Annotated in this window: 29 protein-coding genes; 26 read left to right on the top strand and 3 right to left on the bottom strand. The window is 67.9% G+C overall.

The genetic code is table 11. The features are described from left to right. Positions 1-101 precede the first annotated feature (101 nt). From rpsA to QTI17_RS21880, 16 genes are all read left to right on the top strand, one after another. On the top strand, positions 102-1,787 hold the full coding sequence (gene rpsA / locus QTI17_RS21955; protein ID WP_286526302.1) for a 30S ribosomal protein S1: 1,686 nt from the start codon (positions 102-104) through the stop codon (positions 1,785-1,787). 68 nt (positions 1,788-1,855) lie between these two features. Then, positions 1,856-2,173 carry an integration host factor subunit beta gene (locus tag QTI17_RS21950; RefSeq protein WP_286508188.1) on the top strand — a complete coding sequence of 106 codons (318 nt, stop codon included), beginning with the start codon at positions 1,856-1,858 and terminating at the stop codon, positions 2,171-2,173. A 32-nt stretch (positions 2,174-2,205) separates the two neighbouring features. After that, positions 2,206-2,523 (top strand): LapA family protein, encoded by a 318-nt coding sequence (locus QTI17_RS21945; RefSeq protein WP_286526303.1) that lies wholly within the window; start codon positions 2,206-2,208, stop codon positions 2,521-2,523. After that, positions 2,513-3,697: a lipopolysaccharide assembly protein LapB gene (gene lapB, locus QTI17_RS21940; protein WP_286535588.1), complete on the top strand. Its 1,185-nt coding sequence runs from the start codon at positions 2,513-2,515 to the stop codon at positions 3,695-3,697. The genes QTI17_RS21945 and lapB overlap by 11 nt, the downstream gene beginning before the upstream one ends. A gap of 107 nt (positions 3,698-3,804) precedes the next feature. Next, positions 3,805-4,170, top strand: coding sequence for a ComEA family DNA-binding protein (locus tag QTI17_RS21935; RefSeq protein WP_286535586.1), 366 nt, complete (start codon positions 3,805-3,807; stop codon positions 4,168-4,170). A gap of 172 nt (positions 4,171-4,342) precedes the next feature. Continuing rightward, positions 4,343-5,311: a TRAP transporter substrate-binding protein gene (locus QTI17_RS21930; RefSeq protein WP_286535585.1), complete on the top strand. Its 969-nt coding sequence runs from the start codon at positions 4,343-4,345 to the stop codon at positions 5,309-5,311. 20 nt (positions 5,312-5,331) lie between these two features. Beyond that, complete coding sequence (locus QTI17_RS21925) at positions 5,332-5,838, top strand: TRAP transporter small permease (protein WP_286535584.1); 507 nt, start codon at positions 5,332-5,334, stop codon at positions 5,836-5,838. Beyond that, the gene (locus QTI17_RS21920) at positions 5,831-7,132 is read left to right on the top strand and encodes a TRAP transporter large permease (protein WP_286535583.1); all 1,302 of its coding nucleotides are present in this window, start codon (positions 5,831-5,833) and stop codon (positions 7,130-7,132) included. Before QTI17_RS21925 ends, QTI17_RS21920 begins: the two co-directional genes overlap by 8 nt. A 16-nt stretch (positions 7,133-7,148) precedes the next feature. Beyond that, positions 7,149-7,526 (top strand): fluoride efflux transporter CrcB, encoded by a 378-nt coding sequence (gene crcB / locus QTI17_RS21915; RefSeq protein ID WP_286535582.1) that lies wholly within the window; start codon positions 7,149-7,151, stop codon positions 7,524-7,526. Positions 7,527-7,568: 42 nt separating this feature from the next. Next, the gene (locus QTI17_RS21910; protein WP_286535581.1) at positions 7,569-10,508 is read left to right on the top strand and encodes a monovalent cation/H+ antiporter subunit A; all 2,940 of its coding nucleotides are present in this window, start codon (positions 7,569-7,571) and stop codon (positions 10,506-10,508) included. Then, positions 10,508-10,861, top strand: a complete 354-nt coding sequence (locus tag QTI17_RS21905) for a Na+/H+ antiporter subunit C (RefSeq protein WP_286535579.1) — start codon at positions 10,508-10,510, stop codon at positions 10,859-10,861. Before QTI17_RS21910 ends, QTI17_RS21905 begins: the two co-directional genes overlap by 1 nt. Continuing rightward, positions 10,858-12,558 (top strand): monovalent cation/H+ antiporter subunit D, encoded by a 1,701-nt coding sequence (locus QTI17_RS21900; protein WP_286535578.1) that lies wholly within the window; start codon positions 10,858-10,860, stop codon positions 12,556-12,558. The genes QTI17_RS21905 and QTI17_RS21900 overlap by 4 nt, the downstream gene beginning before the upstream one ends. Further along, positions 12,555-13,049: a Na+/H+ antiporter subunit E gene (locus tag QTI17_RS21895; RefSeq protein ID WP_436411548.1), complete on the top strand. Its 495-nt coding sequence runs from the start codon at positions 12,555-12,557 to the stop codon at positions 13,047-13,049. Before QTI17_RS21900 ends, QTI17_RS21895 begins: the two co-directional genes overlap by 4 nt. After that, the gene (locus QTI17_RS21890) at positions 13,046-13,324 is read left to right on the top strand and encodes a K+/H+ antiporter subunit F (protein WP_286535577.1); all 279 of its coding nucleotides are present in this window, start codon (positions 13,046-13,048) and stop codon (positions 13,322-13,324) included. Before QTI17_RS21895 ends, QTI17_RS21890 begins: the two co-directional genes overlap by 4 nt. Positions 13,325-13,406: 82 nt before the next feature. Further along, on the top strand, positions 13,407-13,742 hold the full coding sequence (gene mnhG / locus QTI17_RS21885) for a monovalent cation/H(+) antiporter subunit G (protein WP_286526313.1): 336 nt from the start codon (positions 13,407-13,409) through the stop codon (positions 13,740-13,742). A gap of 12 nt (positions 13,743-13,754) precedes the next feature. Beyond that, complete coding sequence (locus tag QTI17_RS21880; protein WP_286535576.1) at positions 13,755-14,306, top strand: DedA family protein; 552 nt, start codon at positions 13,755-13,757, stop codon at positions 14,304-14,306. Positions 14,307-14,316: 10 nt separating this feature from the next. Here the strand turns inward: QTI17_RS21880 and QTI17_RS21875 are convergent, their stop codons facing one another. After that, positions 14,317-15,657, bottom strand: coding sequence for an MFS transporter (locus QTI17_RS21875; RefSeq protein ID WP_286535575.1), 1,341 nt, complete (start codon positions 15,655-15,657; stop codon positions 14,317-14,319). A 146-nt stretch (positions 15,658-15,803) separates the two neighbouring features. Here QTI17_RS21875 and cyoA point away from each other — a divergent pair, with 146 nt between their 5' ends. Genes cyoA through QTI17_RS21840 form a run of 7 tightly spaced genes read left to right on the top strand, consistent with a single transcriptional unit; the run spans position 15,804 to position 22,508 of the window. Next, positions 15,804-16,865, top strand: coding sequence for a ubiquinol oxidase subunit II (gene cyoA / locus QTI17_RS21870; protein ID WP_286535574.1), 1,062 nt, complete (start codon positions 15,804-15,806; stop codon positions 16,863-16,865). 2 nt (positions 16,866-16,867) lie between these two features. Further along, positions 16,868-18,871 carry a cytochrome o ubiquinol oxidase subunit I gene (cyoB, locus tag QTI17_RS21865; protein WP_286508204.1) on the top strand — a complete coding sequence of 668 codons (2,004 nt, stop codon included), beginning with the start codon at positions 16,868-16,870 and terminating at the stop codon, positions 18,869-18,871. Then, a complete protein-coding gene (gene cyoC, locus QTI17_RS21860; RefSeq protein ID WP_286535573.1) occupies positions 18,864-19,505 on the top strand; it encodes a cytochrome o ubiquinol oxidase subunit III in 642 nt (213 codons plus the stop codon). The genes cyoB and cyoC overlap by 8 nt, the downstream gene beginning before the upstream one ends. Then, positions 19,502-19,903: a cytochrome o ubiquinol oxidase subunit IV gene (cyoD, locus tag QTI17_RS21855; protein WP_286535571.1), complete on the top strand. Its 402-nt coding sequence runs from the start codon at positions 19,502-19,504 to the stop codon at positions 19,901-19,903. The genes cyoC and cyoD overlap by 4 nt, the downstream gene beginning before the upstream one ends. Positions 19,904-19,926: 23 nt before the next feature. Further along, complete coding sequence (locus QTI17_RS21850; RefSeq protein ID WP_286535570.1) at positions 19,927-20,694, top strand: SURF1 family protein; 768 nt, start codon at positions 19,927-19,929, stop codon at positions 20,692-20,694. Further along, positions 20,678-21,982 carry an ATP-binding protein gene (locus QTI17_RS21845; protein ID WP_286535569.1) on the top strand — a complete coding sequence of 435 codons (1,305 nt, stop codon included), beginning with the start codon at positions 20,678-20,680 and terminating at the stop codon, positions 21,980-21,982. Before QTI17_RS21850 ends, QTI17_RS21845 begins: the two co-directional genes overlap by 17 nt. After that, positions 21,972-22,508: a response regulator transcription factor gene (locus tag QTI17_RS21840; RefSeq protein ID WP_286526325.1), complete on the top strand. Its 537-nt coding sequence runs from the start codon at positions 21,972-21,974 to the stop codon at positions 22,506-22,508. Before QTI17_RS21845 ends, QTI17_RS21840 begins: the two co-directional genes overlap by 11 nt. A gap of 143 nt (positions 22,509-22,651) precedes the next feature. Here QTI17_RS21840 and QTI17_RS21835 read toward each other — a convergent pair whose 3' ends face one another. Continuing rightward, entirely contained in the window at positions 22,652-22,846 is a 195-nt protein-coding gene (locus QTI17_RS21835; RefSeq protein WP_286535568.1) for a hypothetical protein, read from the bottom strand. 146 nt (positions 22,847-22,992) lie between these two features. Here QTI17_RS21835 and QTI17_RS21830 point away from each other — a divergent pair, with 146 nt between their 5' ends. Continuing rightward, entirely contained in the window at positions 22,993-23,790 is a 798-nt protein-coding gene (locus QTI17_RS21830) for an SDR family NAD(P)-dependent oxidoreductase (protein ID WP_286535567.1), read from the top strand. 71 nt (positions 23,791-23,861) lie between these two features. Further along, positions 23,862-24,077 carry a hypothetical protein gene (locus QTI17_RS21825; protein ID WP_286535564.1) on the top strand — a complete coding sequence of 72 codons (216 nt, stop codon included), beginning with the start codon at positions 23,862-23,864 and terminating at the stop codon, positions 24,075-24,077. A gap of 29 nt (positions 24,078-24,106) precedes the next feature. Here QTI17_RS21825 and QTI17_RS21820 read toward each other — a convergent pair whose 3' ends face one another. Continuing rightward, positions 24,107-25,330, bottom strand: coding sequence for an NAD(P)/FAD-dependent oxidoreductase (locus QTI17_RS21820; protein ID WP_286535562.1), 1,224 nt, complete (start codon positions 25,328-25,330; stop codon positions 24,107-24,109). Between the two features lie 150 nt (positions 25,331-25,480). Between QTI17_RS21820 and QTI17_RS21815 the strand changes: the two genes are divergently transcribed. Next, positions 25,481-26,170, top strand: a complete 690-nt coding sequence (locus QTI17_RS21815) for a glutathione S-transferase family protein (protein WP_286535561.1) — start codon at positions 25,481-25,483, stop codon at positions 26,168-26,170. Positions 26,171-26,218 lie beyond the last annotated feature (48 nt).

Here is a 26,218-nt window from a genome sequence, read left to right as displayed (position 1 = left end):
CCGGGCTTCATGCCCACACAACCGCCGTCGCCAGATCCAAGCCAGCTGCAGGCAATGTCGCCATCGCCGCTGCAAACCCTGCGTGACGGAAGGAAAAACACATGTCTGAATCTTTTGCCGACCTATTCGAAGAATCCCTGAAGCGTTCGGAGATGCGCACCGGTGAGGTCATCACCGCCGAAGTCGTGCGTGTCGAACACAACCACGTCGTCGTCAACGCAGGCCTCAAGTCCGAAGCCTACGTGCCGATCGAAGAGTTCAAGAACGACAAGGGCGAGCTCGAAGTCCAGGCCGGCGATTTCGTTTCCGTGGCCATCGGCAGCGTCGAAAACGGCTACGGCGACACCATCCTCTCGCGCGACACCGCCAAGCGTCTGGCTTCGTGGCTCGCGCTCGAGAAGGCCCTCGAATCCGGCGACTTCGTCACCGGCACCACGAGCGGCAAGGTCAAGGGCGGCCTCACGGTGCTGGTCAACGGCATCCGCGCCTTCCTGCCGGGTTCGCTGATCGACACCCGTCCGATCAAGGACCTGACCCCGTACGAGAACAAGACCCTCGAATTCAAGGTCATCAAGCTCGACCGCAAGCGCAACAACGTCGTGCTGTCGCGCCGTGCCGTGGTCGAAGCCAGCATGGGCGAAGAACGCGCCAAGCTGATGGAAACCCTGAAGGAAGGCGCAGTCGTGCGCGGCGTCGTCAAGAACATCACCGAATACGGTGCGTTCGTCGACCTCGGCGGCATCGACGGTCTGCTGCACATCACCGACATGGCATGGCGCCGTGTCCGCCACCCGAGCGAAGTGGTGCAGGCCGGCCAGGAAATCACCGCCAAGATCCTCAAGTTCGACACCGAGAAGAACCGTGTCTCGCTGGGTCTGAAGCAAATGGGCGACGACCCGTGGATGGGTGTTTCGCGCCGCTACCCGCAATCGACCCGCCTGTTCGGCAAGGTCACGAACATCGCCGACTACGGCGCGTTCGTCGAACTCGAACCCGGCATCGAAGGCCTGGTGCACGTCTCCGAAATGGACTGGACCAACAAGAACATCGCGCCGAACAAGATCGTCTCGCTCGGCGACGAAGTCGAAGTCATGGTCCTCGAGATCGACGAAGACAAGCGCCGCATCAGCCTGGGCATGAAGCAGTGCAAGGCCAACCCGTGGCAAGAGTTCGCGCAGAACACCAAGCGCGGCGACCGCGTCAAGGGCCCGATCAAGTCGATCACCGACTTCGGCGTCTTCGTGGGTCTGGCTGCCGGCATCGACGGCCTGGTCCACCTGTCCGACCTCTCGTGGAACGAAACCGGCGAGACCGCCGTTCGCAACTACAAGAAGGGCCAGGAAGTCGAAGCGATCGTGCTGGCCGTCGACGTCGACCGCGAGCGCATCTCGCTGGGCATCAAGCAGCTCGACAGCGATCCGTTCACCACGTTCACGACCGTGAACGACAAGGGCCAGGTCGTGACCGGCAAGGTCAAGACCGTGGACGCCCGCGGCGCTGAAATCGACCTCGGCGAAGACATCATCGGCTACCTGCGCGCCAGCGAAATCTCCCGCGACCGCGTGGAAGATGCACGCAACGTGCTCAAGGAAGGCGACGAAGTCACGGCCGTGGTGGTCAATGTGGATCGCAAGACCCGCAACATCCAGCTGTCGATCAAGCAGAAGGACATGGTCGACGAGCAAGGCGCCATGGCCAGCCTGAGCCAGCAGTCGGCACGCGAGAACGCGGGCACGACCAGCCTGGGCGCCCTGCTGCGCGCCAAGCTGGACAACTCGGACAAGTAATCCGGGTCCCGGGGACAGGGTCGGCGCCGGGCGCCACCCTGTCTTTTTTTTCGCCTACATTTCTTGCCATGACCCGCTCCGATCTCGTCGAAGAACTCGCAGCCCGCTTTGCGCAACTCACGCACCGCGATGCCGAATACGCCGTCAAGACCATTCTTGACGCCATGGGCGACGCGCTGGTGCGCGGGCACCGCATCGAGATCCGCGGCTTCGGCAGCTTCACGGTCAACCGGCGCCCGCCGCGCATCGGACGCAACCCGCGGTCCGGCGAGAGCGTCCAGATCCCCGAGAAGCGGGTGCCCCACTTCAAGCCGGGCAAGGCCCTGCGCGAGGCGGTCGACGCCCAGACCGCGATCCTCGACGCCGAGAAGAACAAGGCCCGCTGAGGCATAGAATTCCCCGGCCATCGGGGACCCGCATGAAATACCTCCTGTGGCTGCTCAAGGCAGCCATTTTTTTTACCCTCTTCGCCTTCGCGCTGAACAACCAGCACGACGCCACCGTCTACTTCTTCTTCGGCACCTCGTGGCGCGCGCCGCTGGTGCTGGTGGTGCTGGCCGCCTTTGCCGGCGGCCTGGTGGTCGGCGCGCTCGGCATGCTGCCGGGCTGGTGGAAACACCGCAGCGCCGCCGCCCAGCGACCGGCCGCCCCGGTCGCCCCGACGACGGCCTCGCCCGCGGCGCCGCCCGCGCCTGCCACCACCGACCTGCCCGCCGTTCGCCAACATGGACTTTGATTTCAGCTGGCTGCTGCTCGGCCTGCCGATCGCCTTCGTGCTCGGCTGGCTCGCTTCGCGCTTCGACCTGCGGCAGCTCAGGATCGAGAACCGCCAGGCGCCCAAGGCCTATTTCCGCGGCCTGAACTTCCTGCTCAACGAGCAGCAGGACCAGGCCATCGACGCCTTCATCGAGGCGGTGCAGAACGACCCCGACACGCAGGAGCTGCATTTCGCGCTGGGCAACCTGTTCCGGCGCCGGGGCGAATACCAGCGCGCAGTCCGCGTGCACGAGCACCTGCTGGGCCGGGGCGATCTGAGCCGCGCCGATCGCGACCGCGCGCAGCACGCGCTGGCGCAGGATTTCCTGCGCGCCGGGCTGCTCGACCGCGCCGAGGCCGCGCTGCAGAAGCTCGAAGGCACGCGCTACGAGAACGAGGCCCGGCTCTCGCTGCTCGCCATCTACGAACGTTCGCGCGAATGGGCGCAGGCCGAGGACGTGGCACAGAAGCTCGATGAATCCGACCAAGCCAGCTACGGCACCCGCCGGGCCCACCATCTGTGCGAACAGGCGGCCGAACGCGTGGCCGCCGGCGACCTCGGGGGCGCGGGCCGGCTGCTGCAGCAGGCCGTCGCGCTGGCGCCCGAGGCGCCGCGGCCGGCCATCGACAGCGCCACGCTGCAACTGCGCAAGGGCGATGCGGCGGCAGCCTTCGACACGCTGGCGGCACTGAGCGAGACCGCGCCGCTGGCGCTGCCCCTGTACGCGGCGGCGATGCAGCAGGCCGCCGTGGCTTCGCAGCGCTCCGGCGAGGCGCTCGCCCTGCTGCAGCGGCGCTACGTGGCGTCGCCATCGATCGATGTGCTCGAGGCGATCATCGCGCTGGGCGGCACGCCGGCATTGCCCGACGATGCGCCCTCGGATGCGGCGATCTCGGCGCAGCCGCGCGACGGCTACATCGCCCATCTGGCGCACCATCCCTCGCTGGTGGCGGCCTCGCGCTGGCTGGCCGGCGAGCGTTTCGAACACGAGCAATTCCACCCGCAGGTGCAGCGCTCGCTCGACCAGGCCACCCGGCCGCTGATGCGCTACCGCTGCGCGGCCTGCGGGTTCGAGGCCCACCAGTACTTCTGGCACTGCCCGGGCTGCCAGGCCTGGGACAGCTACCCCCCACGGCGCGTCGAGGAACTCTGACCGCCCCTGCCGAGGCGCTTCGCCGATATCATGGTCCGCGCCGGGCGCACTCGGCGCGCGGCGGGGTGCTTCGGCACCTCCCACACCATGTCAGGGAGAGAAAAAAGATGATGAAGAAGATAGTGGCCATCGCGGCCATGCTGTTTGCTGTCGGCTCCTGGGCCGCAGTCGATGCCAACAAGGCCACCGAGGCGGAGCTGCTCGGGATCAAGGGCGTGGGCCCGGCCATGTCCAAGCGCATCACGGACGCCCGCAAGGAGGCGCCGTTCAAGGACTGGGCCGACTTCATGAGCCGGGTCAAAGGCGTGAAGGACAAGGCGGCGACCCAGCTGTCGGCCGAAGGGCTGACGATCGATGGCCAGGGCTTCGGCGCGCCGGCGGCGCCCGCCGTCACGGCGGCGAAGGTCGAGCCGAAGGCGGCGGGCAAGGCCGCAGCGGCGCCGGCGCCGGTCAAGGCCGCAGCCAAGCCCTGAACCGTTCCGGCCACGCCGGACAACAACACGAGGCCGCCTCCGGGCGGCTTTTTCGTGGCCCGAGCCAGTCGCCCATCGGGACTGCCGTGGCAGGGAAAGGCCCGAGCAGTGGCCCGATATTTGCACGTATGCTGCCGATCGCCTTTCTACTTCCGCACCTTCTGGAGAGTCCATGCATCACAAGTTCGGCATTGCCCTCGCTGGCCTGACCCTCGGCGCCGCCGCCTTCGCGCAGACCAAGTGGGACCTGCCCACGGCCTACCCCGCAACCAACTTCCACACGGAGAACATCACTCAGTTCGCGAGCGACGTGGACAAGGCGAGCGCCGGCAAGCTCAAGATCACGGTGCATTCGAATGCGGCCTTGTTCAAGGCACCGGAGATCAAGCGTGCGGTGCAGGGCGGCCAGGCGCAGATGGGCGAGATCCTGCTGGTCAACTACCAGAACGAATGGCAGATGTTCGGTGCCGACGGCATCCCGTTCCTGGCCGACAGCTACGACGCGGCCTGGAAGCTCTATCAGGCCCAGAAGCCGGTGCTCGAGAAGAAGCTGGCCGAGCAGGGCATCATGCTGCTGTACGCGGTCGCATGGCCGCCGCAGGGCATCTTCGTCAAGAAGGAGATTGCCTCGGCCGCCGACCTGAAGGGCGTCAAGTGGCGCGCCTACAGCCCCGCGACCGCACGCATCGGCGAACTGGTCGGCGCCCAGCCCGTCACGGTGCAGCAGGCCGAGCTGTCGCAGGCCATGGCCACCGGCGTGATCGAGTCCTACATGTCGTCCGGATCGACCGGCTACGACACCAAGACCTACGAATACATCAAGAACTTCTACGACACGCAGGCCTGGCTGCCGAAGAACGCGGTGCTGGTCAACAAGAAGGCCTTCGACGCGCTGGACAAGCCATCGCAGGAGGCCTTGCTGAAGGCCGGCGCCGAGGCGGAGAAGCGCGGCTGGGAACTGTCGAAGAAGAAGAACCTCGAGTACCTCGACCTGCTGAAGAAGAACGGCATGACCGTTCACGTTCCCTCCGCCCAGCTCAAATCCGACATGAAGAAAGTGGGCGACACGATGATCAAGGAATGGCTCGAGAAAGCCGGCCCCGAGGGTCAGAGCGTGGTCGACGCCTACAAGAAGATGTAAGGGCGAACGCCTGGCCCCCAATGCGCAAGACACTCGACTTTCTCTATGACAGCGCCGCCGCCCTGGCGGCGCTTTTCATGGTCGGACTGCTGGCCATGGTGCTGCTGTCGATCATCGGACGGCAGCTGTACTTCAACATCCCGGGCATCGACGCCTATGCCGGCTACCTGATGGCGGGCACCGGCTTCCTGGCGCTGGCCCACACGCTGAAGCGCGGCGAGCATATCCGCGTCACGCTGATCGTCTCGCGGCTGGGGCCGGCCGGGCGCCGCTGGCTGGAACGCTGGGCCTGCGGCGTCGGGGCGCTGCTGGCGGCGCTGTTCGCCTTCTACAGCGTGCGCCTGGCCTGGCAATCGCACGGCTACAACGACATCTCCACCGGCAACGACGCCACGCCGCTGTGGCTGCCGCAGCTGGGCATGGCCGCCGGTGCCGTGGTGTTCGCGATCGCCGCGGTCGACGAGTTCTTCGTCGAGTGGAACGGGCGCCCGCTGCAAGCCAACGCCGAGGCGCTGCGCCATGAGTGACATCGCCACCGCAGGCCTGCTGATCCTCACCTTGTTTTTGATCCTCGGCAGCGGCGTCTGGATCGGCCTGACGCTCTCGGGCGTCGCCTGGATCGGCATGCAGCTGTTTTCCGCCCGGCCCGCCGGTGACGCGATGGCGGTGACCATCTGGGGCTCGGCCTCGGGCTGGACGCTGACCGCGCTGCCGCTGTTCCTTTGGATGGGCGAGATCCTGTTCCGCACCCGGCTCTCGCAGGACATGTTCAAGGGTCTCGCACCCTGGATGCAGAGCCTGCCCGGGCGCCTGCTGCACACCAACGTCGCGGGCTGCGCCGTGTTCGCCGCGGTGTCGGGATCGAGCGCCGCCACCTGCGCGACGATCGGCAAGATGACGCTGCCCGAGCTCCAGCGGCGCGGCTATCCGGACGACATGGTGATCGGCACGCTGGCGGGCGCCGGCACCCTGGGCCTGTTGATTCCGCCTTCGATCATCATGATCGTCTACGGCGTCAGCGCCGACGTCTCGATCGCGCGGCTCTTCATCGCCGGCGTGGTGCCCGGCATTCTGCTGGCCCTGCTGTTCTCCGGCTACATCGCCATCTGGGCACTGCTTCATCCGGACCGGGTGCCGCCCGCAGATCCGCCGATGCCCTTCGGCGACAAGCTGCGCGCCTCGCTGAGCCTGATCCCGGTCGCGTTGCTGATCCTCTCGGTGCTCGGCTCGATCTACGCCGGCATCGCGACCGCCACCGAAGCCGCCGCGGTGGGCGTGGTCGGCGCGCTGGTCATCTCGGGCCTGCAGCGCTCGCTGACCTGGGGCACCTTCAAGGAATCGCTGCTGGGCGCGACACGGCTCTATTGCATGATGGCGCTGATCCTCGCGGGAGCCGCGTTCCTCACGCTGGCGATGGGCTACATCGGACTGCCGCGGCACCTGGCCGAGTGGATCGGCTCGCTCGGGCTGTCGAAGTTCCAGCTGATCCTGATGCTGGCGGTGTTCTACATCGTGCTCGGCTGCTTCCTGGACGGCATCTCGATGGTGGTGCTGACGATGGGCGTGATCATGCCGACCGTGACCGCAGCGGGCATCGACCCGGTCTGGTTCGGCATCTTCATCGTGCTGGTGGTGGAGATGGCGCAGATCACTCCGCCGGTGGGCTTCAACCTGTTCGTGCTGCAAGGCATGACCGGGCGCGACCTGATCTACATCGCACGCGTGACGCTGCCGATGTTCTTCCTTATGGTGGCGGCGGTGCTCATCATCTACTTCATACCGCAGCTCGTGACCTGGTTGCCGCAGCAGATGGCGCCGTGAGAACATCGCGGCCCGCATGCTCGTTCACGTCCTCTCCATCTCCGCCGGTGCCTCCATCGGCGCACTGAGCCGCTGGGGCCTCGGCCTGTGGTTGTCGCCGCCGGGTTCGCTGCCCTGGGGAACCGTGGCCGCCAACCTGGTCGGCGGCTACCTCATCGGCATTGCCGTCGCGAGCTTCCAGGCGATGCCGCAACTCGACCCGGTCTGGCGCCTCGCGCTGATCACCGGCTTCCTGGGCGGACTGACCACCTTCTCGAGCTTCTCCGCCGAAGTCGTCGCCATGCTCATGCAGGGCCGCCTGGGTCTCGCATTCGGCACCGCGATGCTGCACGTGGCGGGCTCGCTGGCCCTCACCTGGCTCGGCATCCGGACGGTGCAGCATTTCATGGCCTGACCTGGGGAATTGCCGCGGGGCCGGTCGATAGAATCGACCGCAATGCCCCTTGTCTTCCTCGTTGCCCTTCCCTTTGTCGCCAGCGTCCTCGCCGCGCTGCTGCCATCGGACGCGCGCAACCGGGAATCGACGCTGGCCGGGCTGGTCGCGCTGGGCTGCGCGATCCAGGCGGCCTGGTTCTTTCCGAGCCTCGCCGACGGCAACGTGATCCGCCAGCGAGTCGAATGGCTGCCCGTGCTCGGGCTCGACCTCACGTTCCGCATGGACGGCTTCGCCTGGTTGTTCTGCATGCTGGTGCTGGGCATCGGCGCGCTGGTGGTGCTCTATGCGCGCTACTACATGTCGGCCTCCGATCCGGTGCCGCGCTTCTTCTCGTTCTTCCTCGCCTTCATGGGCGCCATGATGGGCGTGGTGCTGTCGGGCAACCTGATCCAGATGGTGATGTTCTGGGAGCTCACCAGCCTGTTCTCGTTCCTGCTGATCGGCTACTGGCACCACCGGCGCGATGCCCGGCGCGGCGCCAGCATGGCGCTCACGGTCACCGCCGCCGGCGGGCTCTGCCTGCTGGCCGGGGTGCTGATCCTCGGGCGCATCGTCGGCAGCTATGACCTCGACATGGTGCTGGCCTCGGGCGACCTGATCCGCGCCAACCCGCTCTATCCCGCCGTGCTGGTGCTGGTGCTGCTGGGCGCCTTCACCAAGAGCGCGCAGTTTCCGTTCCACTTCTGGCTGCCGCGCGCGATGGCGGCACCGACGCCGGTCTCGGCCTACCTGCATTCGGCCACGATGGTGAAGCTCGGCGTGTTCCTGATGGCGCGGCTGTGGCCGGTGCTGTCAGGCACCGAGCCCTGGTTCTGGCTGGTCGGCGGCGCCGGCGCGATCACCTTGCTGCTGGGCGGCTACATCGCGATGTTCCAGCGCGACCTGAAGGCGCTGCTGGCCTATTCGACCATCTCGCACCTCGGGCTCATCACGCTGCTGCTCGGGCTCAACAGCCCGCTGGCGGCGGTCGCGGCGGTGTTCCACATCATGAACCACGCGACCTTCAAGGCCTCGCTGTTCATGGCGGCCGGCATCATCGACCACGAGAGCGGCACCCGCGACATCAGCAAGCTCAGCGGCCTCATGAAGCTGATGCCGATCACCGGCACGCTGGCGATCATCGCCAGCGCCTCGATGGCCGGCGTGCCGCTGCTCAACGGCTTCCTGTCGAAGGAGATGTTCTTCGCCGAGACGGTCTTCATCCAGTCGAACGTCTGGGTCGACCGCGGCCTGCCGGTGATCGCCACGATCGCCGGGATCTTCAGCGTGGCCTACTCGGCCCGTTTCGTGTTCGATGTGTTCTTCGGTCCGCCATGCGGGTCCGATGTCCCGAAGACGCCGCACGAGCCGCCGCACTGGATGCGGGTGCCGGCCGAGCTGCTGGTCCTGATCTGCCTGGTGGTCGGCATTGCGCCGGCCTGGTCGGTCGGTGCCTTCCTGGCCGCCGCAGCGGCGCCGGTGGTCGGCGGCGAGCTGCCGGCCTACAGCCTGGCGCTATGGCACGGCTTCAACCTGCCGCTCTTGATGAGCTTCATCGCTCTGGCGGGCGGCGCCCTGCTCTACCTGCTGCAGCGGCACGGCCGCGCTCGCGGCGTGCTCTCGACCACGCCGCTGCTGCACTACTTCGACGGCCAGCGGATCTTCGAGAACCTGATGGCGCGCCTCAGCGAAGCCGGCCGCCGCAGCCGCCGGCTGCTCGGCACCCGCCGGCTGCAGATGCAGTTGCTGCTGCTGGTCGCCGTGGCGCTGGCAGGCGCCGGCGCGGCACTTTGGGTCACGCCGGTCGCGCGCGGCTCGCGCGAACTGCTCACCTTCTCCCCGATGTTCGCGATGACCTGGCTGATCGGCGCCACCTGCGCGGTGAGCGCGGCCTGGCAGGCCAAGTTCCACCGGCTCGCTTCGCTGATGCTGGCCTCGGGCGCGGGCCTGGTGTGCTGCATCACCTACATCTGGTTCTCGGCGCCCGACCTGGCGCTGACGCAACTGGTGGTCGAGGCCGTCACCACGGTGCTGATCCTGCTCGGGCTGCGCTGGCTGCCGATGCGCAGCGCCAAGTCGGAGCCGGTCGGCGCGCCACTGCGCCACTGGAGCCGGCGCGGACGCGACCTCGCCATCGCGATCGCCGCCGGCGCCGGCATGTCGGCCATCGCCTGGAGCGTCATGACGCGGCCGTTCCCGCTCAGCATCTCGCCCTTCTTCCTCGACAACGCGCTGTTCCTGGGCGGCGGCAGCAACGTGGTCAACGTGATGCTGGTCGACTTCCGCGGCTTCGACACCTTCGGCGAGATCACGGTGCTCGGGGTGGTCGCGCTGACGGTGTATGCGCTGCTGCGGCGCTTCCGGCCGGCGATCGAGTCGATGGCGCTGCCGATCCAGCAGCGGCTGCAGCCGGCCGACGGCAGCAGCGACCTGCTGAATCCGCGCCGGGCCAAGGACACGGCCGTCGGCTACCTGATGGTGCCGGCGGTGCTGGTGCGGCTGTTGCTGCCGCTGTCGGTGCTGGTCTCGGTCTATTTCTTCATGCGCGGCCACAACCAGCCGGGCGGCGGCTTCGTCGCCGGTCTGGTGATGTCGGTGGCGCTGCTGCTGCAGTTCATCGTCTCGGGCACCGAGTGGGTCGAGGAGCACCTGCGGATCTATCCGCGCCGCTGGATCGCGGTCGGCCTGCTGCTGGCCCTGGCCACCGGCGGCGGCGCGGTGGTGCTCGGCTATCCGTTCCTCACCACGCACACCGCACACCTGCACCTGCCGTTGCTCGGCGAGGTTCACGTGCCGAGCGCGCTGTTCTTCGACATGGGCGTGTTCTCGCTGGTGCTCGGCGCGACCATGCTGATCCTCACCGCGCTGGCCCACCAGTCGGTGCGCAGCCATCGCTGGTCCGACGAGCAGGCCGAGCGGGAGGCCGCGCGCGTCGCGGCCGAAGCCGGAGCGACCGCCTGATGGAAGTCGTGCTCGCCATCGCCATCGGCGTCGTCACCGGGTCGGGCGTGTACCTGCTGCTGCGTCCGCGCACCTTCCAGGTGATCATGGGCCTCACTCTGATCTCCTACGCCGTCAACCTGTTCATCTTCAGCATGGGGCGGCTCAAGATCGACAGCGAGCCGGTGCTCGAACCGGGCCTGGTCGCGACGCTCGCCAACACCGCCGATCCGATGCCGCAGGCGCTGGTGCTGACCGCGATCGTGATCGGCTTCGCGATGACGGCGCTGTTCCTGGTCGTGCTGCTGGCCTCGCGCGGCCTGACCGGCACCGACCACGTCGACGGCAGGGAACGCACGGAGGCGCAGGAATGAACGAGCTCTTCGCCTTCCTCGACCGGCTGCTCGAGTTCAGCATGCCGCACCTGATCGCGGTGCCGATCCTGGTGCCGATGCTGACCGCCGCCCTGATGCTGCTGCTCGGCGAGGAACATCGCCGAAGCAAGTCGGCGCTCAGCGTGGCCTCGGGCCTGATCGGCCTCTTGACCGCGCTGGCTTTGCTGCGCTGGGTCAACGCGCCGGACACCGGCGGCGGCCCCGGCTCGATCGGCGTCTACCTGCCGGGCAACTGGCGCGCACCCTTCGGCATCGTGCTGGTGGCCGACCGGCTGTCGACCATGATGGTCGCGCTGACCGGCGTGGTCGCCTCTGCCGCCTCGATCTACTCGACCTCGCGCTGGGACCGCGCGGGCGTCCATTTCCATCCGCTGCTGCAGCTGCAGCTGATGGGGCTCAACGGCGCCTTCCTCACCGGCGACCTGTTCAACCTGTTCGTCTTCTTCGAGGTCATGCTGGCCGCGTCGTACGGGCTGCTGCTGCACGGCTCGGGGCGGCTGCGGGTGCAGGCGGGGCTGCACTACGTGGCCATCAACCTGGCCGCCTCGTCGCTGTTCCTGGTCGGCGCCGCGCTGCTCTACGGCGTGACCGGCACGCTCAACATGGCCGACCTGGGCGTGCGCATCGCGCAGCTGGATCCCGCCGATCGCGGGCTGGTGCACGCGGCCGCGGCCATCCTCGGAACGGCCTTCTTCGCCAAGGCCGGCGCCTGGCCGCTCAATTTCTGGCTGGTGCCGGCCTACAGCGCGGCGGTGGCCCCGGTGGGGGCGGTGTTCTCGCTGCTGACCAAGCTGGGCATCTACACCATCCTGCGGCTCTGGACCGTGCTGTTCGCACCCGACACCGGCGCCTCGGCGCAAGTCGGCCAGGGCGTGCTGACCACGATCGGCATGGCGACGCTGTTCGTCGGCGCCTTCGGTATCGTGGGGACCCAGCGGCTGTCGAACCTGGCCGGCTTCAGCGTGCTGGTCTCGGCCGGCACGCTGCTGGCGGCGATCGGCTTCGGCCAGCCGGCGATATGGGCCGGCGCGCTGTACTACCTGCTGACCTCGACCCTGGCGGTGGCCGCCTTCTTCATGCTCATCGACATGATCGAGCGCTGGCGCAACGAGGGCCGGAGCATCGCGCCGCACGAGGCGGCGGGCGACGCGCCCTTCCTGTCCAAGGACCTGCGCCGGCTCGACGACGTCAACCTCGACGACGATGCACAGGCGCTCTACGGCCGCGCCATCCCGGCCGGCGTCGCCTTCCTCGGGCTCAGCTTCGTCTGCTGCACGCTGCTGCTGGCGGGCATGCCGCCGCTGTCGGGCTTCGTCGGCAAGTTCGCGATGCTGTCGGGCCTGCTCGGCGCCGAGCACGTCACGCCGGCGGGCTGGGTCTTTCTCGGGCTGCTGATGTTCTCGGGCCTTTTCTCGCTGCTGGCGCTGGGCCGTACCGGCATCCGGCATTTCTGGACCCAGGCCCACGCCACCTTGCCGGCCTTGCCAGCCCTCGAGGTGCTTCCGGTCGCGGCGCTGCTGGCCGCCTGCCTGGCGTTGACGATCGAAGCCGGCCCGGTGATGCACCATGCGGCCGCAACCGCCGAGGGCCTGTTCTCGCCCACCGCCTACCGCCGGGCCGTGCTCAGTGCGGCGCAGGTGCCCAATCCGCCTGCCAAGCCGGGAGCTGCGAAATGATCGCGCGCTGGCTGCCGGCGCCCTCGCTGTCGATCGCGCTGTTCGTGGTGTGGCTGCTGCTGAATCAGTCGCTCGATGCCGCCACCCTGCTGCTGGCGGCGATCCTCGCGATCGCGGTGCCGCTGCTGACCCAGTCGCTGCGGCCGGCCCGCGCGCACATGCGCCGCCCGGCGGTGGCGCTGCGGCTCTCGGGCGTGGTGGCCCATGACCTGGTCGAGTCGGCGCTGAGCGTCGCGCGCCTGCTGCTGACCCGCCGCAGCGCACAGATGTCGCCTTGCTTCGTGCGCGTGCCTCTCGAGATGCGCGACCCCAACGCGCTCGCGGTGCTGGCCATGATCATCTGCCTGACGCCCGGCACCGCCTGGGCCGAGATCGCACTCGACCGCTCGACCCTGCTGATCCACGTGTTCGACCTCGACGACGTGCCGGCCTTCATCGCCATGGTCAAGACCCGCTATGAAGCCCCGCTGATGGAGATCTTCGAATCATGACGCCCGTGCTCTTCTGGGCCCTCAAGCTGGCGCTGATGCTGCTGGCGGTGGCGATGCTGTGCGCGCTGTTCCGCCTGCTCGTCGGGCCGACCGCGCAAGACCGGGTGATGGCGCTCGACTGCCTCTACATCAACGGCATGCTCATGATGCTGGTGCTGGGCATCGTCTACGCGAGCAACGTCTACTTCGAGGCCGCGATGCTGATCGCGCTGTTCGGCTTCGTCGGGTCGACGGCGATCGCCAAGTTCCTGCTGCGCGGGGAGGTGATCGAATGAGCGCCGCGCCGGGCCGCCCCAAGCAAGCTCGCGCCCCCTCGGGGGGCAGCGAGGACACGAAGTGCCGAGCGTGGGGGCTGCAATGAATGAGGCATTGCCACTGTGGGCCGAGGTGCTGACTGCAGTCTTCGCGGTGGTCGGCGCCGCGTTCGCCGCCATCGGCTCCTTCGGCCTGGTGCGCATCCCGACCTTCTTCCGCCGCATCCACGCGCCCACGCTGGGCGCGACGCTCGGCGTCTGGTGCATGACGCTGGCCACCATCATCTACTTCTCGGTGCAGGGGCGCAGCCTGTTCCTGCACGCGGTGCTGATCGCCCTCTTCGTCGCCCTCACCGCGCCGGTCACCACCATCTTCCTGATGCGTGCGGCGCTGTTCCGCGAGCGGCAGAAGAAAAGCGACGTCCCGCCGCCGGGCTGAGGCCACCTTCCGATGCTGTCCGAGCTGCTCCAGCAATACGGCTACATCGTGGTCTTCGTGGCCGGCATCTTCGAGGGTGAGACGATCCTGATGCTGGGCGCGTTCGCGGTGCACCAGGGCTACCTCTCGCTGGGACCGCTGATCGCCTGCGGTGCGGCGGCGGCGTTCCTGACCGACCAGTTCTACTTCCACCTGGGGCGCCGCAAGGGCGCCGCACTGCTGGCGAGCCGGCCCAAGCTGCGGGCCCACATCGAACGGGTCAACGGCTTCGTCGACCGGCATCCGGTGGCGACGATCTTCCTGATGCGCTTCGCCTGGGGCCTGCGCATCGCGCTGCCGGCGACGCTGGGCATGGGCCCGATGCGGGCCCCGCTCTTTGCAGTGCTCGACGCCGTGGCCGCGCTGCTGTGGGCGGCCATCGTGAGCCTGTTCGGGCTCAAGCTGACGGGCTGGCTGCACGCGGCGATCGGCCACCTGAAGCCGTACGAGCATCAACTGATCCTCGGCGCGCTGGTGATCACGCTGGCCCTGGCGCTGTGGCGCCAGTGGCACGCGCGGCGGTAGTGGCGCCGCGCTAGTCCCGGATTTCGAGCGCCTTGTTGACCCGCAGCGCGGCCAGCGTGCACAGCGCGCCCGACAGCAGGTAGACGCTGACATAGCCCAGGCCGAAGTTGGCCGACAGGCCCAGCGCCACCAGCGGCGCGAAGGCGGCGCCGATCAGCCAGGCCAGGTCGGCCGTCAGCGCGGCGCCGGTGTAGCGGTAACGCGACTCGAAATTGGCTGTCACCGCCCCGGCCGCCTGGCCATAGGACAGGCCCAGGATCACGAAGCCGACCAGGATGAAGACGTCCTGGCCGAGCTTGCCGCCGTCGAGCAAGGTCGGGGCGAAACCGCTGAACACGGCGATCGCCACCGCCAGGCTGCCCAGGGTGTTGCGGCGGCCGATGCGGTCGGCGATCACGCCGGAGATCACGATACCGATGGCACCGAGCACCGCGCCGACCATCTGGATGACCAGGAATTCGCTCACCGACTGGGTGGAGTAGAGGGTGATCCACGACAGCGGAAACACCGTGATCAGGTGGAACAGCGCATAGCTGGCCAGGGCGGCGAAGGCGCCGATGACCAGGTTGGAGCCCTGCGAACGGGTGATCTCGACCACGCTGGCCGGCTCCAGTTCGCGCTCTTCGAGCAGGCGGTCGTATTCGTTGGTGGCCACCAGCCGCAGCCGGGCGAACAGCGCCACGACATTGATCGCAAACGCGACGTAAAAGGTGTAACGCCAACCCCAATCGAGGAAGTCCTCGGTCGACAGGCTGGAATACAGGAATGCGAACAGGGCGCTGGCGACGAAAAAGCCAACCGGCGCACCCAGTTGGCCCAGCATGGCGTACCAGCCGCGGCGGTTCGGCGGCGCATTGAGCGCCAGCAGCGAGGGCAGGCCGTCCCAGGAGCCGCCGAGCGCGATGCCCTGGCCGACGCGCAGGATCGACAGCGCGATGATCGAGGCGAAGCCCATGCTCGCGTAGCCCGGCAGGAAGGCGATGCCTGCGGTCGAGATGCCGAGCATGAACAGCGCCGCCGTCAGCTTGGCCTCGCGCCCGAAGCGGCGCTGGATCGCCATCGAGGCCACGGTGCCGAACGGCCGGGCGATGAAGGCGAAGGAGAAGATCACGAAGGCGTAGAGCGTGCCCTCGAGGCGGTTTTCCATCGGGAAGAAGACCGCCGGGAACACCAGCACCGAGGCGATGCCGTAGACGAAGAAGTCGAAATACTCGGAGGCGCGGCCGATGATCACGCCGACCGCGATCTCGCCCGGGGCGATCGGCGAATGGTCCGAGGCGGCGTCGGGGCTGTCGTGCTGAGTGTCGTGCAGCGGCGAGGAGCCGCCGGGACTGATGCTGGACGTCGTCATTTCTGCTTTTGGGTCGTGTTCAACTGGATTCCCCGAGGGTCTCACTGAATCGAGATTGCCGCCATAGGACAAAACGTCCAATATCCCGCAGTCGCCAAACGAAGTAGATTGTGGTCCCTTTGCGCACCAAACGCTCATCCTCCGGCATGCCTCCCCTCAAGAAACTCCGCGGACTGCTCCTGCTCCCGCTCGCCCTGTTGGCGGGCTGCGACATGGTGCTGTTCAATGCGTCCGGCGACATCGCGCGCCAGCAAGGCCAGCTGATCGTGGTCTCCACGGTCCTGATGCTGCTGATCATCGTGCCGGTGATCGGTCTTACCATCTATTTCGCCTGGCGCTACCGGCAGACGAACAAGGAGGCGAACTATTCGCCCGACTGGGACCACTCCACCGAGCTCGAACTGGCGATCTGGGGCGCGCCGCTGCTGATCATCATCGCCCTCGGCGCGATCACCTGGATCAGCACCCACACCCTCGACCCCTACCGCCCGCTGCGCCGCATCGAGCCCGGGCGCCCGGTGCCGTCCGAGGTCAAGCCGCTGACCGTCGAGGTGGTGGCCCTCGACTGGAAGTGGCTGTTCATCTACCCGGAGCAGGGCATCGCCACGGTGAACGAGCTGGCGGCGCCGATCGACCGTCCGATCGTCTTCAAGATCACCGCCTCCTCGGTGATGAACTCCTTCTTCATCCCGGCGCTGGCCGGCCAGATCTACGCCATGCCTGGCATGGAGACCAAGCTCAACGCGGTCATCAACAAGCCCGGTGACTTCGAAGGCTTCTCGGCCAACTACAGCGGCGCCGGCTTCTCCGGCATGCGCTTCCGCTTCCATGGCGTGAGCGAGCCCGACTTCGAGGCCTGGGTCCAGAAGTCGAAGACCGCCGGCGGCGCGCTGACCCGCGCGGCCTACCTCGAACTCGAGCGCCCCAGCGAGCGCGACCCCGTGCGCCGCTTCGCCAGCGTCGAGCCCGACCTCTACCATGCGATCGTCAACCGTTGCGTCGACCGCAACAAGATGTGCATGGAGCAGATGATGGCCATCGACGCCGATGGCGGCCTCGGCAAGGTCGGCGCCTACAACGTCTCGCCGCGCCCCTGGCAGCCCGACGCCGGCATCCCGCCCCGCACCTACGTGACGGCCATGTGCAGCGTCAACGACCCCGCCGGACTTTCGCTTCCGCTTTCCACCGCCCGCATCCGAGAAGAATAAAGATGCTCGACCATCTCGACCTGACGAAGCTCGTCTTCGGCCGCCTCTCCTGGGAGGCCATCCCCTTCCACGAACCGATCCTGCTGTTCACCTTCATCGCCGTCGTTCTCGGCGGCGTGGCGGTGCTCGGCGCGATCACCTATTTCCGTGTCTGGGGCACGTTGTGGCGCGACTGGATCACCAGCATCGACCACAAGAAGATCGGCATCATGTACATCATCCTCGGCCTGGTGATGCTGCTGCGCGGCTTCTCCGACGCCATCATGATGCGGGCCCAGCAGGCCTTCGCCTTCGGCGACAACGCCGGCTTCCTGCCGCCGCACCACTACGACCAGATCTTCACCGCCCACGGCGTGATCATGATCTTCTTCGTCGCGATGCCGCTGGTGACGGGCCTGATGAACTTCGTGGTGCCGCTGCAGATCGGTGCCCGCGACGTCGCCTTCCCGTTCCTGAACAACTTCAGCTTCTGGATGACCACCTTCGGCGCCGGGCTGGTGATGGCCTCGCTGTTCGTGGGCGAGTTCGCGCGCACCGGCTGGCTGGCCTACCCGCCGCTGTCGGGGCTGGAGTTCAGTCCGGACGTCGGGGTCGACTACTACATATGGTCCTTGCAGATCGCGGGGGTCGGCACATTGCTGTCGGGCATCAACCTGATCGCGACCATCGTCAAGATGCGCGCCCCGGGCATGTCGCTGATGAAGATGCCGGTGTTCACCTGGACCGCGCTCTGCACCAACATCCTGATCGTCGCCGCCTTCCCGGTGCTGACCGCCGTGCTGGCCCTGCTGTCGCTCGACCGCTATGTCGGCACCAACTTCTTCACGAACGACTTCGGCGGCAACGCGATGATGTACGTGAACCTGATCTGGATCTGGGGCCACCCCGAGGTCTACATCCTGATCCTGCCGGCCTTCGGCGTGTTCTCTGAAGTCGTCGCCACCTTCTGCGGCAAGCGCCTGTTCGGCTACGCGTCGATGGTCTATGCCACGCTGGTGATCACGATCCTGTCGTACCTCGTGTGGCTGCACCACTTCTTCACGATGGGCTCGGGGGCCAGCGTCAACTCGTTCTTCGGCATCACGACGATGATCATCTCGATCCCGACCGGGGCGAAGATCTTCAACTGGCTGTTCACGATGTACAAGGGCCGCATCCGCTTCGAGCTGCCCATGATGTGGACCATCGCCTTCATGATCACCTTCGTGATCGGCGGCATGACCGGCGTGCTGCTGGCGGTTCCGCCGGCCGACTTCGTGCTGCACAACAGCCTGTTCCTGATCGCCCACTTCCACAACGTGATCATCGGCGGCGTGCTGTTCGGCCTGCTGGCCGGCATCACCTACTGGTATCCGAAGGCCTTCGGCTACAAGCTCGACGAGTTCTGGGGCAAGTGCTCGTTCTGGTTCTGGGTCATCGGCTTCTACTTCGCCTTCATGCCGCTGTACGTGCTGGGCCTGATGGGCGTGACCCGCCGCCTGAGCCACTTCGAGGACCCGTCCTACCAGATCTGGTTCCAGATCGCGGCCTTCGGCGCCGTGCTGATCGCCCTGGGCATCGCCTGCTTCCTGATCCAGCTGGTGGTGAGCTACGTGCGCCGCGATTCGCTGCGCGACCTGACCGGCGACCCGTGGGACGGCCGCACCCTCGAGTGGTCGACCTCCTCGCCGCCGCCGGCCTACAACTTCGCCTTCACGCCCCGCGTGTACGACAACGACGCCTGGACCTACATGAAGAAGCACGGCTACGTTCGGCCGCTCGAAGGCTTCATCCCGATCCACATGCCGAAGAACACCGGCGCCGGCTTCATCATCGCGGCCCTGGCCGCGGCCTGCGGCTTCACCTTGATCTGGCAGATGTGGCTGCTGGCCGGCGTGTCCTTCGTCGCCATGCTGCTCGCCGTGATCATCCATACCTTCAACTACAAGCGCGACTACCACATCCCCACCGAGGAAGTCGTCCGCACCGAAGGCGCCCGTACCCGCCTGCTCGCCGGCCATGTCTGATACCACCGTCCTCTCCTCCCACGGCGCCGTGAGCGCCGGCCAGCACCCGCCCTTCCACCTGCCGGGCGAGCATCACCCGGAGAACGGCACCCTGCTCGGGTTCTGGCTCTACCTGATGAGCGACTGCCTGGTGTTCGCCTGCCTGTTCGCGGTCTTCGCGGTGCTGGGCCGCAGCTTCGCGGCCGGCCCCTCGGGCGCCGACCTGTTCGACCTCCGGCTGGTGGCGCTCAACACCGCCTTCCTGCTGTTCTCGTCGATCACCTACGGTTTCGCGATGATCGAGATGCAGCGCAAGCGCAAGGGCGCAATGATGGCCTGGCTGGCCATCACGGCCCTGTTCGGCGCCGCGTTCATCGGCGTCGAGCTGTACGAGTTCGCGCACCTGATCCGCGAAGGCGCCGTGCCGCAGCGCAGCGCCTTCCTGTCGTCGTTCTTCGCACTGGTCGGCACCCACGGCCTGCACGTCACCTTCGGCCTGGTCTGGCTGGTGGTGCTGATGGTGCAGGTGACCAAGCGCGGCTTCATCCCCGAGAACCGCCGCCGGCTGATGTGCCTGTCGATGTTCTGGCACTTTCTGGACGTGGTCTGGATCGGCGTCTTCACCTTCGTGTACCTGATGGGAGTGTTGCCATGAGCGCGCACAACGAACACGCCGCCCACGGCGGCCATGGCGATCACCACGACGACCATGACGACGGCGCCCCGCACGCCACCGTCAAGGGCTACCTGACCGGCTTCATCCTGTCGGTGATCCTGACCGCGATCCCGTTCTGGATCGTGATGGGCAACGTGTTCGACAAGAGCAGCACGACCGCCTTCGTGATCCTCGCCTTCGCAGCCGTGCAGATGGTCGTCCACATGATCTACTTCCTGCACATGAACGCGAAGTCCGAGCATGGCTGGACCATGCTGGCCCTGATCTTCACTGTGGTGGTGGTCGTGATCACGCTGAGCGGCTCGCTGTGGGTGATGTATCACATGAACCACAACATGATGCCGGGCCTGATGAACGAGACGCACAAGATGCCTTGACCGGCCCAAGGCACGGCGCTTCGGTGAGGAGACTTCTTCCGCGGCTGGCGCTGGCCTTGTGCGCGGTCTCGGCCTTCGCAGGCTTCTTTGCGCTCGGCACCTGGCAGCTCGAGCGCAGGGCCTGGAAGCTGGACCTGATCGAGCGCGTCGACCAGCGGGTCCACGCGCCCGCCGTCGACGCACCGGGACCCGGCCAATGGCCGACAGTCAATCGGGCCGCCGACGAATACCGGCATGTGCGTGCCACCGGCCGCTTCCTCCACGACCGCGAGACCCTGGTCCAGGCCACGACCGAACTGGGCAGCGGCTACTGGGTACTGACGCCCCTGCGCATGGCCGACGGCCGCTCGCTGCTGGTCAACCGCGGCTTCGTGACGCCGGCGCAGCAGAAGCAGCGTGCGGCGCGCCGCGAAAGCGGACCGGCTGAACCGGCTGAACCGGCTGAATCGGTCACTGTCACCGGCCTGCTGCGGATGACCGAGCCGCGCGGCGCCCTGCTGCGCGACAACGACCCGGGCGCCGATCGCTGGTATTCGCGCGACGTCCAGGCGATCGCGCTGGCGCGCGGCCTGAGCGACGTCGCGCCCTACTTCGTCGATGCCGATGCAGCGGCGGCGGCGCCGGGTGGCCCGGTCGGCGGCCTGACCGTGATCGCCTTTCCCAACAACCACCTGGTCTATGCCCTGACCTGGTATGCCCTGGCCCTGATGGTCGCGGGCGCGACCTGGATCGTGGTCCGCCAGGAACGCCGGCGCGCCGAGGAAGGAAGCCCCGATGGCTCGCACGACTGACTACGGCGACGCCACCGGCCTCGAGAACATGCAGCAGCTGATCCAGCTGCGCTGGATGGCGGTGGTCGGCCAGGTGGCGACCATCGCGGTGGTGCACTACGGCTTCGGCATCCGCCTGCCGCTCGACCAGATGCTGGCGGTGCTGGCCTTCCTGGCCGCCTTCAATGCCGCCAGCCAGCTGCGCTGGCGCATCCACCGCGACGTCAGCAACGGCGAGCTCTTCGTCGCCCTGCTGGTCGACGTCGCGATGCTGACCGCGCAGCTCTACCTGAGCGGCGGTGCCGCCAACCCCTTCGTCTTCCTGTACCTCCTGCAGGTGATCCTGGGCGCGGTGCTGCTGGAGGCCTGGTCGACCTGGACCATCGTCGGCATCACCAGCGCCTGCTTCGCCGGGCTGGCGATCTTCAGCGGTCCGCTGCAGTTGCCGATCGAGCATGGGCGCGGCCTGCTGAGCCCGTACATCCTGGGCATGCTGATCTGCTTCGGCCTCAACGCGTCGCTGCTGGTGGTGTTCATCAGCCGCATCAGCCGCAACCTGCGGGCCCGCGACGCCCGGCTGGCCGCGCTGCGCGAACGCGCCGCCGAGGAAGAGCACATCGTGCGCATGGGCCTGCTGGCCTCGGGCGCCGCGCACGACCTGGGCACGCCGCTGGCCACGCTGTCGGTGATCCTCGGCGACTGGCGGCACCTGCCGCATTTCACCTCCGACCCCGAACTGCTCGCAGAGATCGACGAGATGCAGGCCCAGGTGCAGCGCTGCAAGGCGACCCTGAGCGGCATCCTGCTGTCGGCCGGCGAGGCGCGCGGCGAGTCGTCGCTCGAAACCACGGTCAGCACTTTCCTCGACGACACGGCCGAGGAGTGGCGCTCGACCCGGCCGGTGCTGGCCTTCGAGTACGAGAACCGCTTCGGCCACGACCTGCCGATGGTCTCCGACTCGGCCCTGAAGCAGACCCTTTGCAACGTGCTCGACAATGCGCTGCAGGCGTCGCCCGACTGGGTGCGCCTCGAAGCGACGCACGACGGCGACACCCTGCGGCTCACGGTCACCGATGCCGGGCCCGGCTTCGCGCCAGGGATGCTGGCCGATTTCGGCAAGCCCTACCTGTCGACCAAGGGCCGGCCGGAAGGCGGGCTCGGGCTGTTCCTGGTGGTCAACGTGGCGCGCACGCTGGGCGGCAAGGTGAGCGCCCGCAACCGCCCCGAAGGCGGCGCCGAAGTGACGCTGACCCTGCCGCTGGCATCGATCATTCTCGAAGAGGAGGAAGACGAAGGAAATGGAAGCTGAACGCCTGCTGCTGATCGTCGAGGACGACGCGGCCTTCGCCCGCACACTCGGGCGCTCGTTCGAGCGGCGCGGCTACACGGTGCTGCTGGCGGCCAACGTCGACGAGGTCGCTTCCCTGCTCCAGGCCCATTCGCCGCGCTACGCGGTGGTCGACCTCAAGCTCAGCGGCGAGGCCTCGGGGCTGGCCTGCGTCCAACTCCTGAACCGGCACGACCCGGCGATGCTGATCGTGGTCCTGACCGGCTTCGCGAGCATCGCGACCGCGGTCGAGGCGATCAAGCTGGGCGCCTGCCACTACCTGGCCAAGCCCTCCAACACCGACGACATCGAGGCCGCCTTCGGACGCGCCGAGGGCGACACCGACATCGAGCTGACCAACCGCTCGACCTCGATCAAGACGCTCGAATGGGAACGGATCCACGAGACGCTGGCCGAAACCGGCTTCAATATTTCCGAGACCGCGCGGCGGCTCGGCATGCATCGGCGGACGCTGGCGCGAAAGCTGGTCAAGCAGCAGGTCAAATAAGACGGCCGCGGTCGCCGGACTTGTACCGAGCTTCTGTGGATAACGCTGTGCGAAGGGCGTGGAAGCGAATGCACGGGCCCAGTCCCCATGCGGGTTCCCACCGCATTGCCTGCAAAACGGGCAGGCTGGCCGGGCGTGGAAAACTAGGCCGCCGCCGCCAGGTATTTCAAACCGGCGCCCAATGCCACCGCCAGCACGACCAGCAAGAACAGCCGTCCCCATCGGACGCGGGGATGGCTGTTCAGATCGTGCAGTTCGGAACGGTGGAGGCCCGAAAACGACGTCGAATCAGGCTTGTCCCGGGCCCAGTCGTGGAAGTTGTCTCGCTCGGTGTTCATGTAATACATTTTAACTAACATTACATGATTTTTGACAAGCCCCACGTTGAGTCGATACCCATCTCAACGCCGAGGCATCCTATGTGGACGCCGTCCAGAATCCCTGCTATGGTTTGTGGATACCGTACACAATGCAGGAGATGCGGATGCTGCTCCAGAACCAGAGCGCGGTGGTCCACGGTGGGGGCGGTGCGATCGGCGGCGCCGTGGCCCGCGCCTTCGCGCGCGAAGGCGCACGGGTGTTCCTCACCGGCCGGACCCAGTCCCGCCTCGACGCCGTCGCGAACGACATCCGCGCGGCCGGCGGGCAGGTCGAGACCGCCCGGCTCGATGCCCTCGACACCGATGCGGTCGAACGCCACGCCGATGCCGTGGCGGCACGGACGGGACGGATCGACGTCGCGCTGAACGCGATCGGCATCGCGCACGTGCAAGGCACGCCGCTGGCCGATCTTTCGCTCGCCGACTACGAACTGCCGATCACGACTTACGCGCGGGCCAATTTCATCACCGCCAAGGCGGCGGCGCGCCACATGGCCGCCAGGCGATCGGGCGTCATCCTCACGCTGTCGACGCCCGGCGCGCGGCTTCCGGGACCGGGCTACCTGGGCAACTGCGTCGCGAGCGCCGCGGTCGAGGCGTTGTCGCGCCATCTCGCGGGCGAACTCGGCGCCCGGGGCGTCCGCGTGGTCTGCATCAGGCCGCATGCGATCCCCGAGGCCGCCGCCATGGGCTCCCACACCCGCGAGGTGTTCGCCCCGATGGCCGAGCGCGCCGGGCTGACGATCGAGCAGATGCTCGCGGGCGCCGCCGCCGGCACCTTGCTGAAGCGCCTGCCGACCCTCGATCAGGTCGCGAACACGGCGGTCTTTCTGGCCTCGAAGCATGCCGGCGCCATCACCGGCACCGTCGCCAATCTCAGCGGCGGCTTCCTGGTCGATTGAGAGCGACGATTCGCACGTAACGTAGGCCTTCTCCTACAGAAAAGCCCAAGCGAAAAGCCCACCATCAAGGCATGAAAAATCCGATCAAACTCGTTATCGACGAGCCGGCGCCCGGGTCTTTTCTCTGGACGCTGCTCGAATGCGACGCCGGTGGCGTCCCCCACAAGGTGGTGCGCGCCGCCGAATACGGCGCCGACACCTACGAGGCCGCGCTGGCGGCCGGCACCCGCATGATGGACGCCGAGATTCGCAAGAACATGGCGCCGCACCCGGCGGGCACGGCCTGAACCTGCCGGCCGCCGGGGCCTGTTGACCCTCAGGCCAGGTGCGTCTTGAGCGGCACGGCCGGATCGGCCGCGACCGCCGGCTCGGGGCTGCGCCCCGCTTCGAGCAGCTTGCGGCTCATCATGTGGTCGACCGGCGCGTTGACCGATTCGACGCAGCGCAGCTGGCCGTCCACGTAGTGCAGCAGCGAGAACGCAGCCGCGCTGGCCCCGGGGCGCCGCACCGTGACGTGGCCGGGCGCGCCGGGCGCCGGCACCAGGCCGGCCATCTGCAGCCGCAGGCTGCCCTGATCCGACCAGAACCACGGCACCGCGTCGTGCGGCCGCGGCGCACCGGTCAGGGTCGCCACGGCGGTGCGGGCCTGGTCGTTGGCGTTCTGCACCGACTCCAGGCGCAGCGCCTGGCCGGCGCGCCGGTCCGGGAAGCGCGTGCAATCGCCCACCGCCAGCACGCGCTCGTCGCTGGTCTGCATGTAGGCGTCGACCACGATGCCGTCGGCGCACTCCAGGCCGGCGGCCTCGGCCAGCGCGGTCTCGGGCACCGCACCGATGCCGAGCAGCAGCAGGTCGATCGGCTGCGGCGCGCCGTCGACCTCGATCGCCATCAGCCGCGGCCCGTCGATCTGCATTGCGCCGCTCTGCACGCCCACGCGCAGGTCCATGCCGGCGGCGCGGTGGGTCGCCAGCACGTGCGCCGACAGCTCGGGGGACACGGCGCGGCTCAACAGCCGCGGCGCGCTTTCGAGCACCAGCACCTGCTTGCCGAGCGCCAGCGCGGTGGCGGCCACCTCGAGGCCGATGAAGCCGCCGCCGAGCACGGTCACGTGCTGCGCCGCGGCCAGCAGGCTGCGCAGCTGCGCCGCTTCGTCGGCGGCGCGCAGCAGGGCCACGTTGGACAGTCCCGCCAGCGCCGACAGGCGGCGGGCGCGGGTGCCGGTCGCGAGCACCAGGCGCTCCCAGCCGAGCACGGCCCCCGATTGCAGCGTGACCGTGCGGGCGGCGCGGTCGATCGCCAGTGCCGCATCGCCCAGGTGCATCGTGATGCCCGATTCGGCATACCAGGCTTCGGCCCGATGCTGCTGCGGCTGCTCGTCCGGGCTCTTCAGGAAGGTCTTGGACAGCGGCGGCCGGTGATAGGGAATGGTCGCTTCCTCGCAGACCAAGTGGACGCGCCCGCCCTGCCCGGCCTCGGCCAGGCCGGCGCACAGCTGGGCGGCGGCATGGCCGCCTCCGACGATGACGATGTTGGTGCTCATGAATGCTCTCTGGTCGTGTGGCGGCCGATCGGCCCGGGTCCCCGGGGTCGCTGCAGCGCACCGAATGCTACTGCGCCCCGGGGCGGCCTTGGGCTTAGGATGGCGGACGCCGAACGGCGGCGAGTTCGCCGCCAGGAGACAAGGACCCGCATGATCGAGCTCTATCACTGTGTCAGCGCACGTTCGTTCCGCCCGCTCTGGGCGCTCGAGGAACTGGGCGCGCCCTACCAGTTGCGCATGCTGCCCTTTCCCCCGCGCGCGCTCCAGCGCAGCTACCTCGCGCTCAATCCGCTCGGCACCGTGCCGCTGCTGCTCGACGGCGACACGCGCATGACCGAGTCGTCGGCCATGTGCCAGTACCTGGTGCAGCGCTGCGACCCCGGCAACCGGCACGGCCTCGCGGTGCGGCCCGACGAGCCCGGCTTCGGCGCCTGGCTCAACTGGCTGCATCACGGCGAGGCCACGCTGACCTTCCCGCAGACCATCGTGCTGCGCTACGGCCGCTTCGAGCCCGAGGAGCGCAAGCTGCCGCAGGCGGCGGACGACTATGCCAAGTGGTTCATCGCCCGCCTGCGCGGCATCGACGCGGTGCTGCAGCAGCATGCCTTCCTGGCCGCCGACCGCTTCACGGTGGCCGACATCTCGGTCGGCTACGCGCTGCTGCTGGCCAACGAACTCGACCTGGTGCCGCGCTTTCCGGCCGCGGTGGCCACGTACTGGGAGCGGCTTCAGCAACGCGACGGTTTCCGGCGCGCGCTGGCCGCCCAGCACGACGCGGCCGTGGCGCAGGGCGTCTCGCCCTGGACCTCGACGCGTCCGCCACCGGTGGAGTCTGCCTGATGGCGCCGCCGACCTGTCGCATTGACGGCGGCCCCGGCCGGCCTGCAT

This window comes from Variovorax sp. J31P179, assembly GCF_030316985.1.
GTDB classification, from domain to species: Bacteria; Pseudomonadota; Gammaproteobacteria; order Burkholderiales; family Burkholderiaceae_C; genus Variovorax; species Variovorax ginsengisoli_B.
The sequence above is the reverse complement of the archived record's forward strand: the minus strand, read 5'-3'. Positions and strand labels throughout refer to the sequence as shown.

What these genes read in the sequence shown, in the direction of transcription:
- cyoD (WP_286535571.1), top strand. Translation starts at nt 19,502, where the DNA reads ATGAGCGCGCACAACGAACACGCCGCCCACGGCGGCCATGGCGATCAC.
- lapB (WP_286535588.1), top strand. Translation starts at nt 2,513, where the DNA reads ATGGACTTTGATTTCAGCTGGCTGCTGCTCGGCCTGCCGATCGCCTTC.
- crcB (WP_286535582.1), top strand. Translation starts at nt 7,149, where the DNA reads ATGCTCGTTCACGTCCTCTCCATCTCCGCCGGTGCCTCCATCGGCGCA.
- QTI17_RS21840 (WP_286526325.1), top strand. Translation starts at nt 21,972, where the DNA reads ATGGAAGCTGAACGCCTGCTGCTGATCGTCGAGGACGACGCGGCCTTC.
- mnhG (WP_286526313.1), top strand. Translation starts at nt 13,407, where the DNA reads ATGAATGAGGCATTGCCACTGTGGGCCGAGGTGCTGACTGCAGTCTTC.
- QTI17_RS21820 (WP_286535562.1), bottom strand. Translation starts at nt 25,330, where the DNA reads ATGAGCACCAACATCGTCATCGTCGGAGGCGGCCATGCCGCCGCCCAG.
- QTI17_RS21945 (WP_286526303.1), top strand. Translation starts at nt 2,206, where the DNA reads ATGAAATACCTCCTGTGGCTGCTCAAGGCAGCCATTTTTTTTACCCTC.
- QTI17_RS21880 (WP_286535576.1), top strand. Translation starts at nt 13,755, where the DNA reads ATGCTGTCCGAGCTGCTCCAGCAATACGGCTACATCGTGGTCTTCGTG.
- QTI17_RS21920 (WP_286535583.1), top strand. Translation starts at nt 5,831, where the DNA reads ATGAGTGACATCGCCACCGCAGGCCTGCTGATCCTCACCTTGTTTTTG.
- QTI17_RS21890 (WP_286535577.1), top strand. Translation starts at nt 13,046, where the DNA reads ATGACGCCCGTGCTCTTCTGGGCCCTCAAGCTGGCGCTGATGCTGCTG.
- QTI17_RS21845 (WP_286535569.1), top strand. Translation starts at nt 20,678, where the DNA reads ATGGCTCGCACGACTGACTACGGCGACGCCACCGGCCTCGAGAACATG.
- cyoC (WP_286535573.1), top strand. Translation starts at nt 18,864, where the DNA reads ATGTCTGATACCACCGTCCTCTCCTCCCACGGCGCCGTGAGCGCCGGC.
- QTI17_RS21910 (WP_286535581.1), top strand. Translation starts at nt 7,569, where the DNA reads ATGCCCCTTGTCTTCCTCGTTGCCCTTCCCTTTGTCGCCAGCGTCCTC.
- QTI17_RS21825 (WP_286535564.1), top strand. Translation starts at nt 23,862, where the DNA reads ATGAAAAATCCGATCAAACTCGTTATCGACGAGCCGGCGCCCGGGTCT.
- QTI17_RS21900 (WP_286535578.1), top strand. Translation starts at nt 10,858, where the DNA reads ATGAACGAGCTCTTCGCCTTCCTCGACCGGCTGCTCGAGTTCAGCATG.
- QTI17_RS21895 (WP_436411548.1), top strand. Translation starts at nt 12,555, where the DNA reads ATGATCGCGCGCTGGCTGCCGGCGCCCTCGCTGTCGATCGCGCTGTTC.
- QTI17_RS21835 (WP_286535568.1), bottom strand. Translation starts at nt 22,846, where the DNA reads ATGAACACCGAGCGAGACAACTTCCACGACTGGGCCCGGGACAAGCCT.
- rpsA (WP_286526302.1), top strand. Translation starts at nt 102, where the DNA reads ATGTCTGAATCTTTTGCCGACCTATTCGAAGAATCCCTGAAGCGTTCG.
- QTI17_RS21930 (WP_286535585.1), top strand. Translation starts at nt 4,343, where the DNA reads ATGCATCACAAGTTCGGCATTGCCCTCGCTGGCCTGACCCTCGGCGCC.
- QTI17_RS21935 (WP_286535586.1), top strand. Translation starts at nt 3,805, where the DNA reads ATGATGAAGAAGATAGTGGCCATCGCGGCCATGCTGTTTGCTGTCGGC.
- cyoA (WP_286535574.1), top strand. Translation starts at nt 15,804, where the DNA reads ATGCCTCCCCTCAAGAAACTCCGCGGACTGCTCCTGCTCCCGCTCGCC.
- cyoB (WP_286508204.1), top strand. Translation starts at nt 16,868, where the DNA reads ATGCTCGACCATCTCGACCTGACGAAGCTCGTCTTCGGCCGCCTCTCC.
- QTI17_RS21830 (WP_286535567.1), top strand. Translation starts at nt 22,993, where the DNA reads ATGCTGCTCCAGAACCAGAGCGCGGTGGTCCACGGTGGGGGCGGTGCG.
- QTI17_RS21815 (WP_286535561.1), top strand. Translation starts at nt 25,481, where the DNA reads ATGATCGAGCTCTATCACTGTGTCAGCGCACGTTCGTTCCGCCCGCTC.
- QTI17_RS21950 (WP_286508188.1), top strand. Translation starts at nt 1,856, where the DNA reads ATGACCCGCTCCGATCTCGTCGAAGAACTCGCAGCCCGCTTTGCGCAA.
- QTI17_RS21905 (WP_286535579.1), top strand. Translation starts at nt 10,508, where the DNA reads ATGGAAGTCGTGCTCGCCATCGCCATCGGCGTCGTCACCGGGTCGGGC.
- QTI17_RS21875 (WP_286535575.1), bottom strand. Translation starts at nt 15,657, where the DNA reads ATGACGACGTCCAGCATCAGTCCCGGCGGCTCCTCGCCGCTGCACGAC.
- QTI17_RS21925 (WP_286535584.1), top strand. Translation starts at nt 5,332, where the DNA reads ATGCGCAAGACACTCGACTTTCTCTATGACAGCGCCGCCGCCCTGGCG.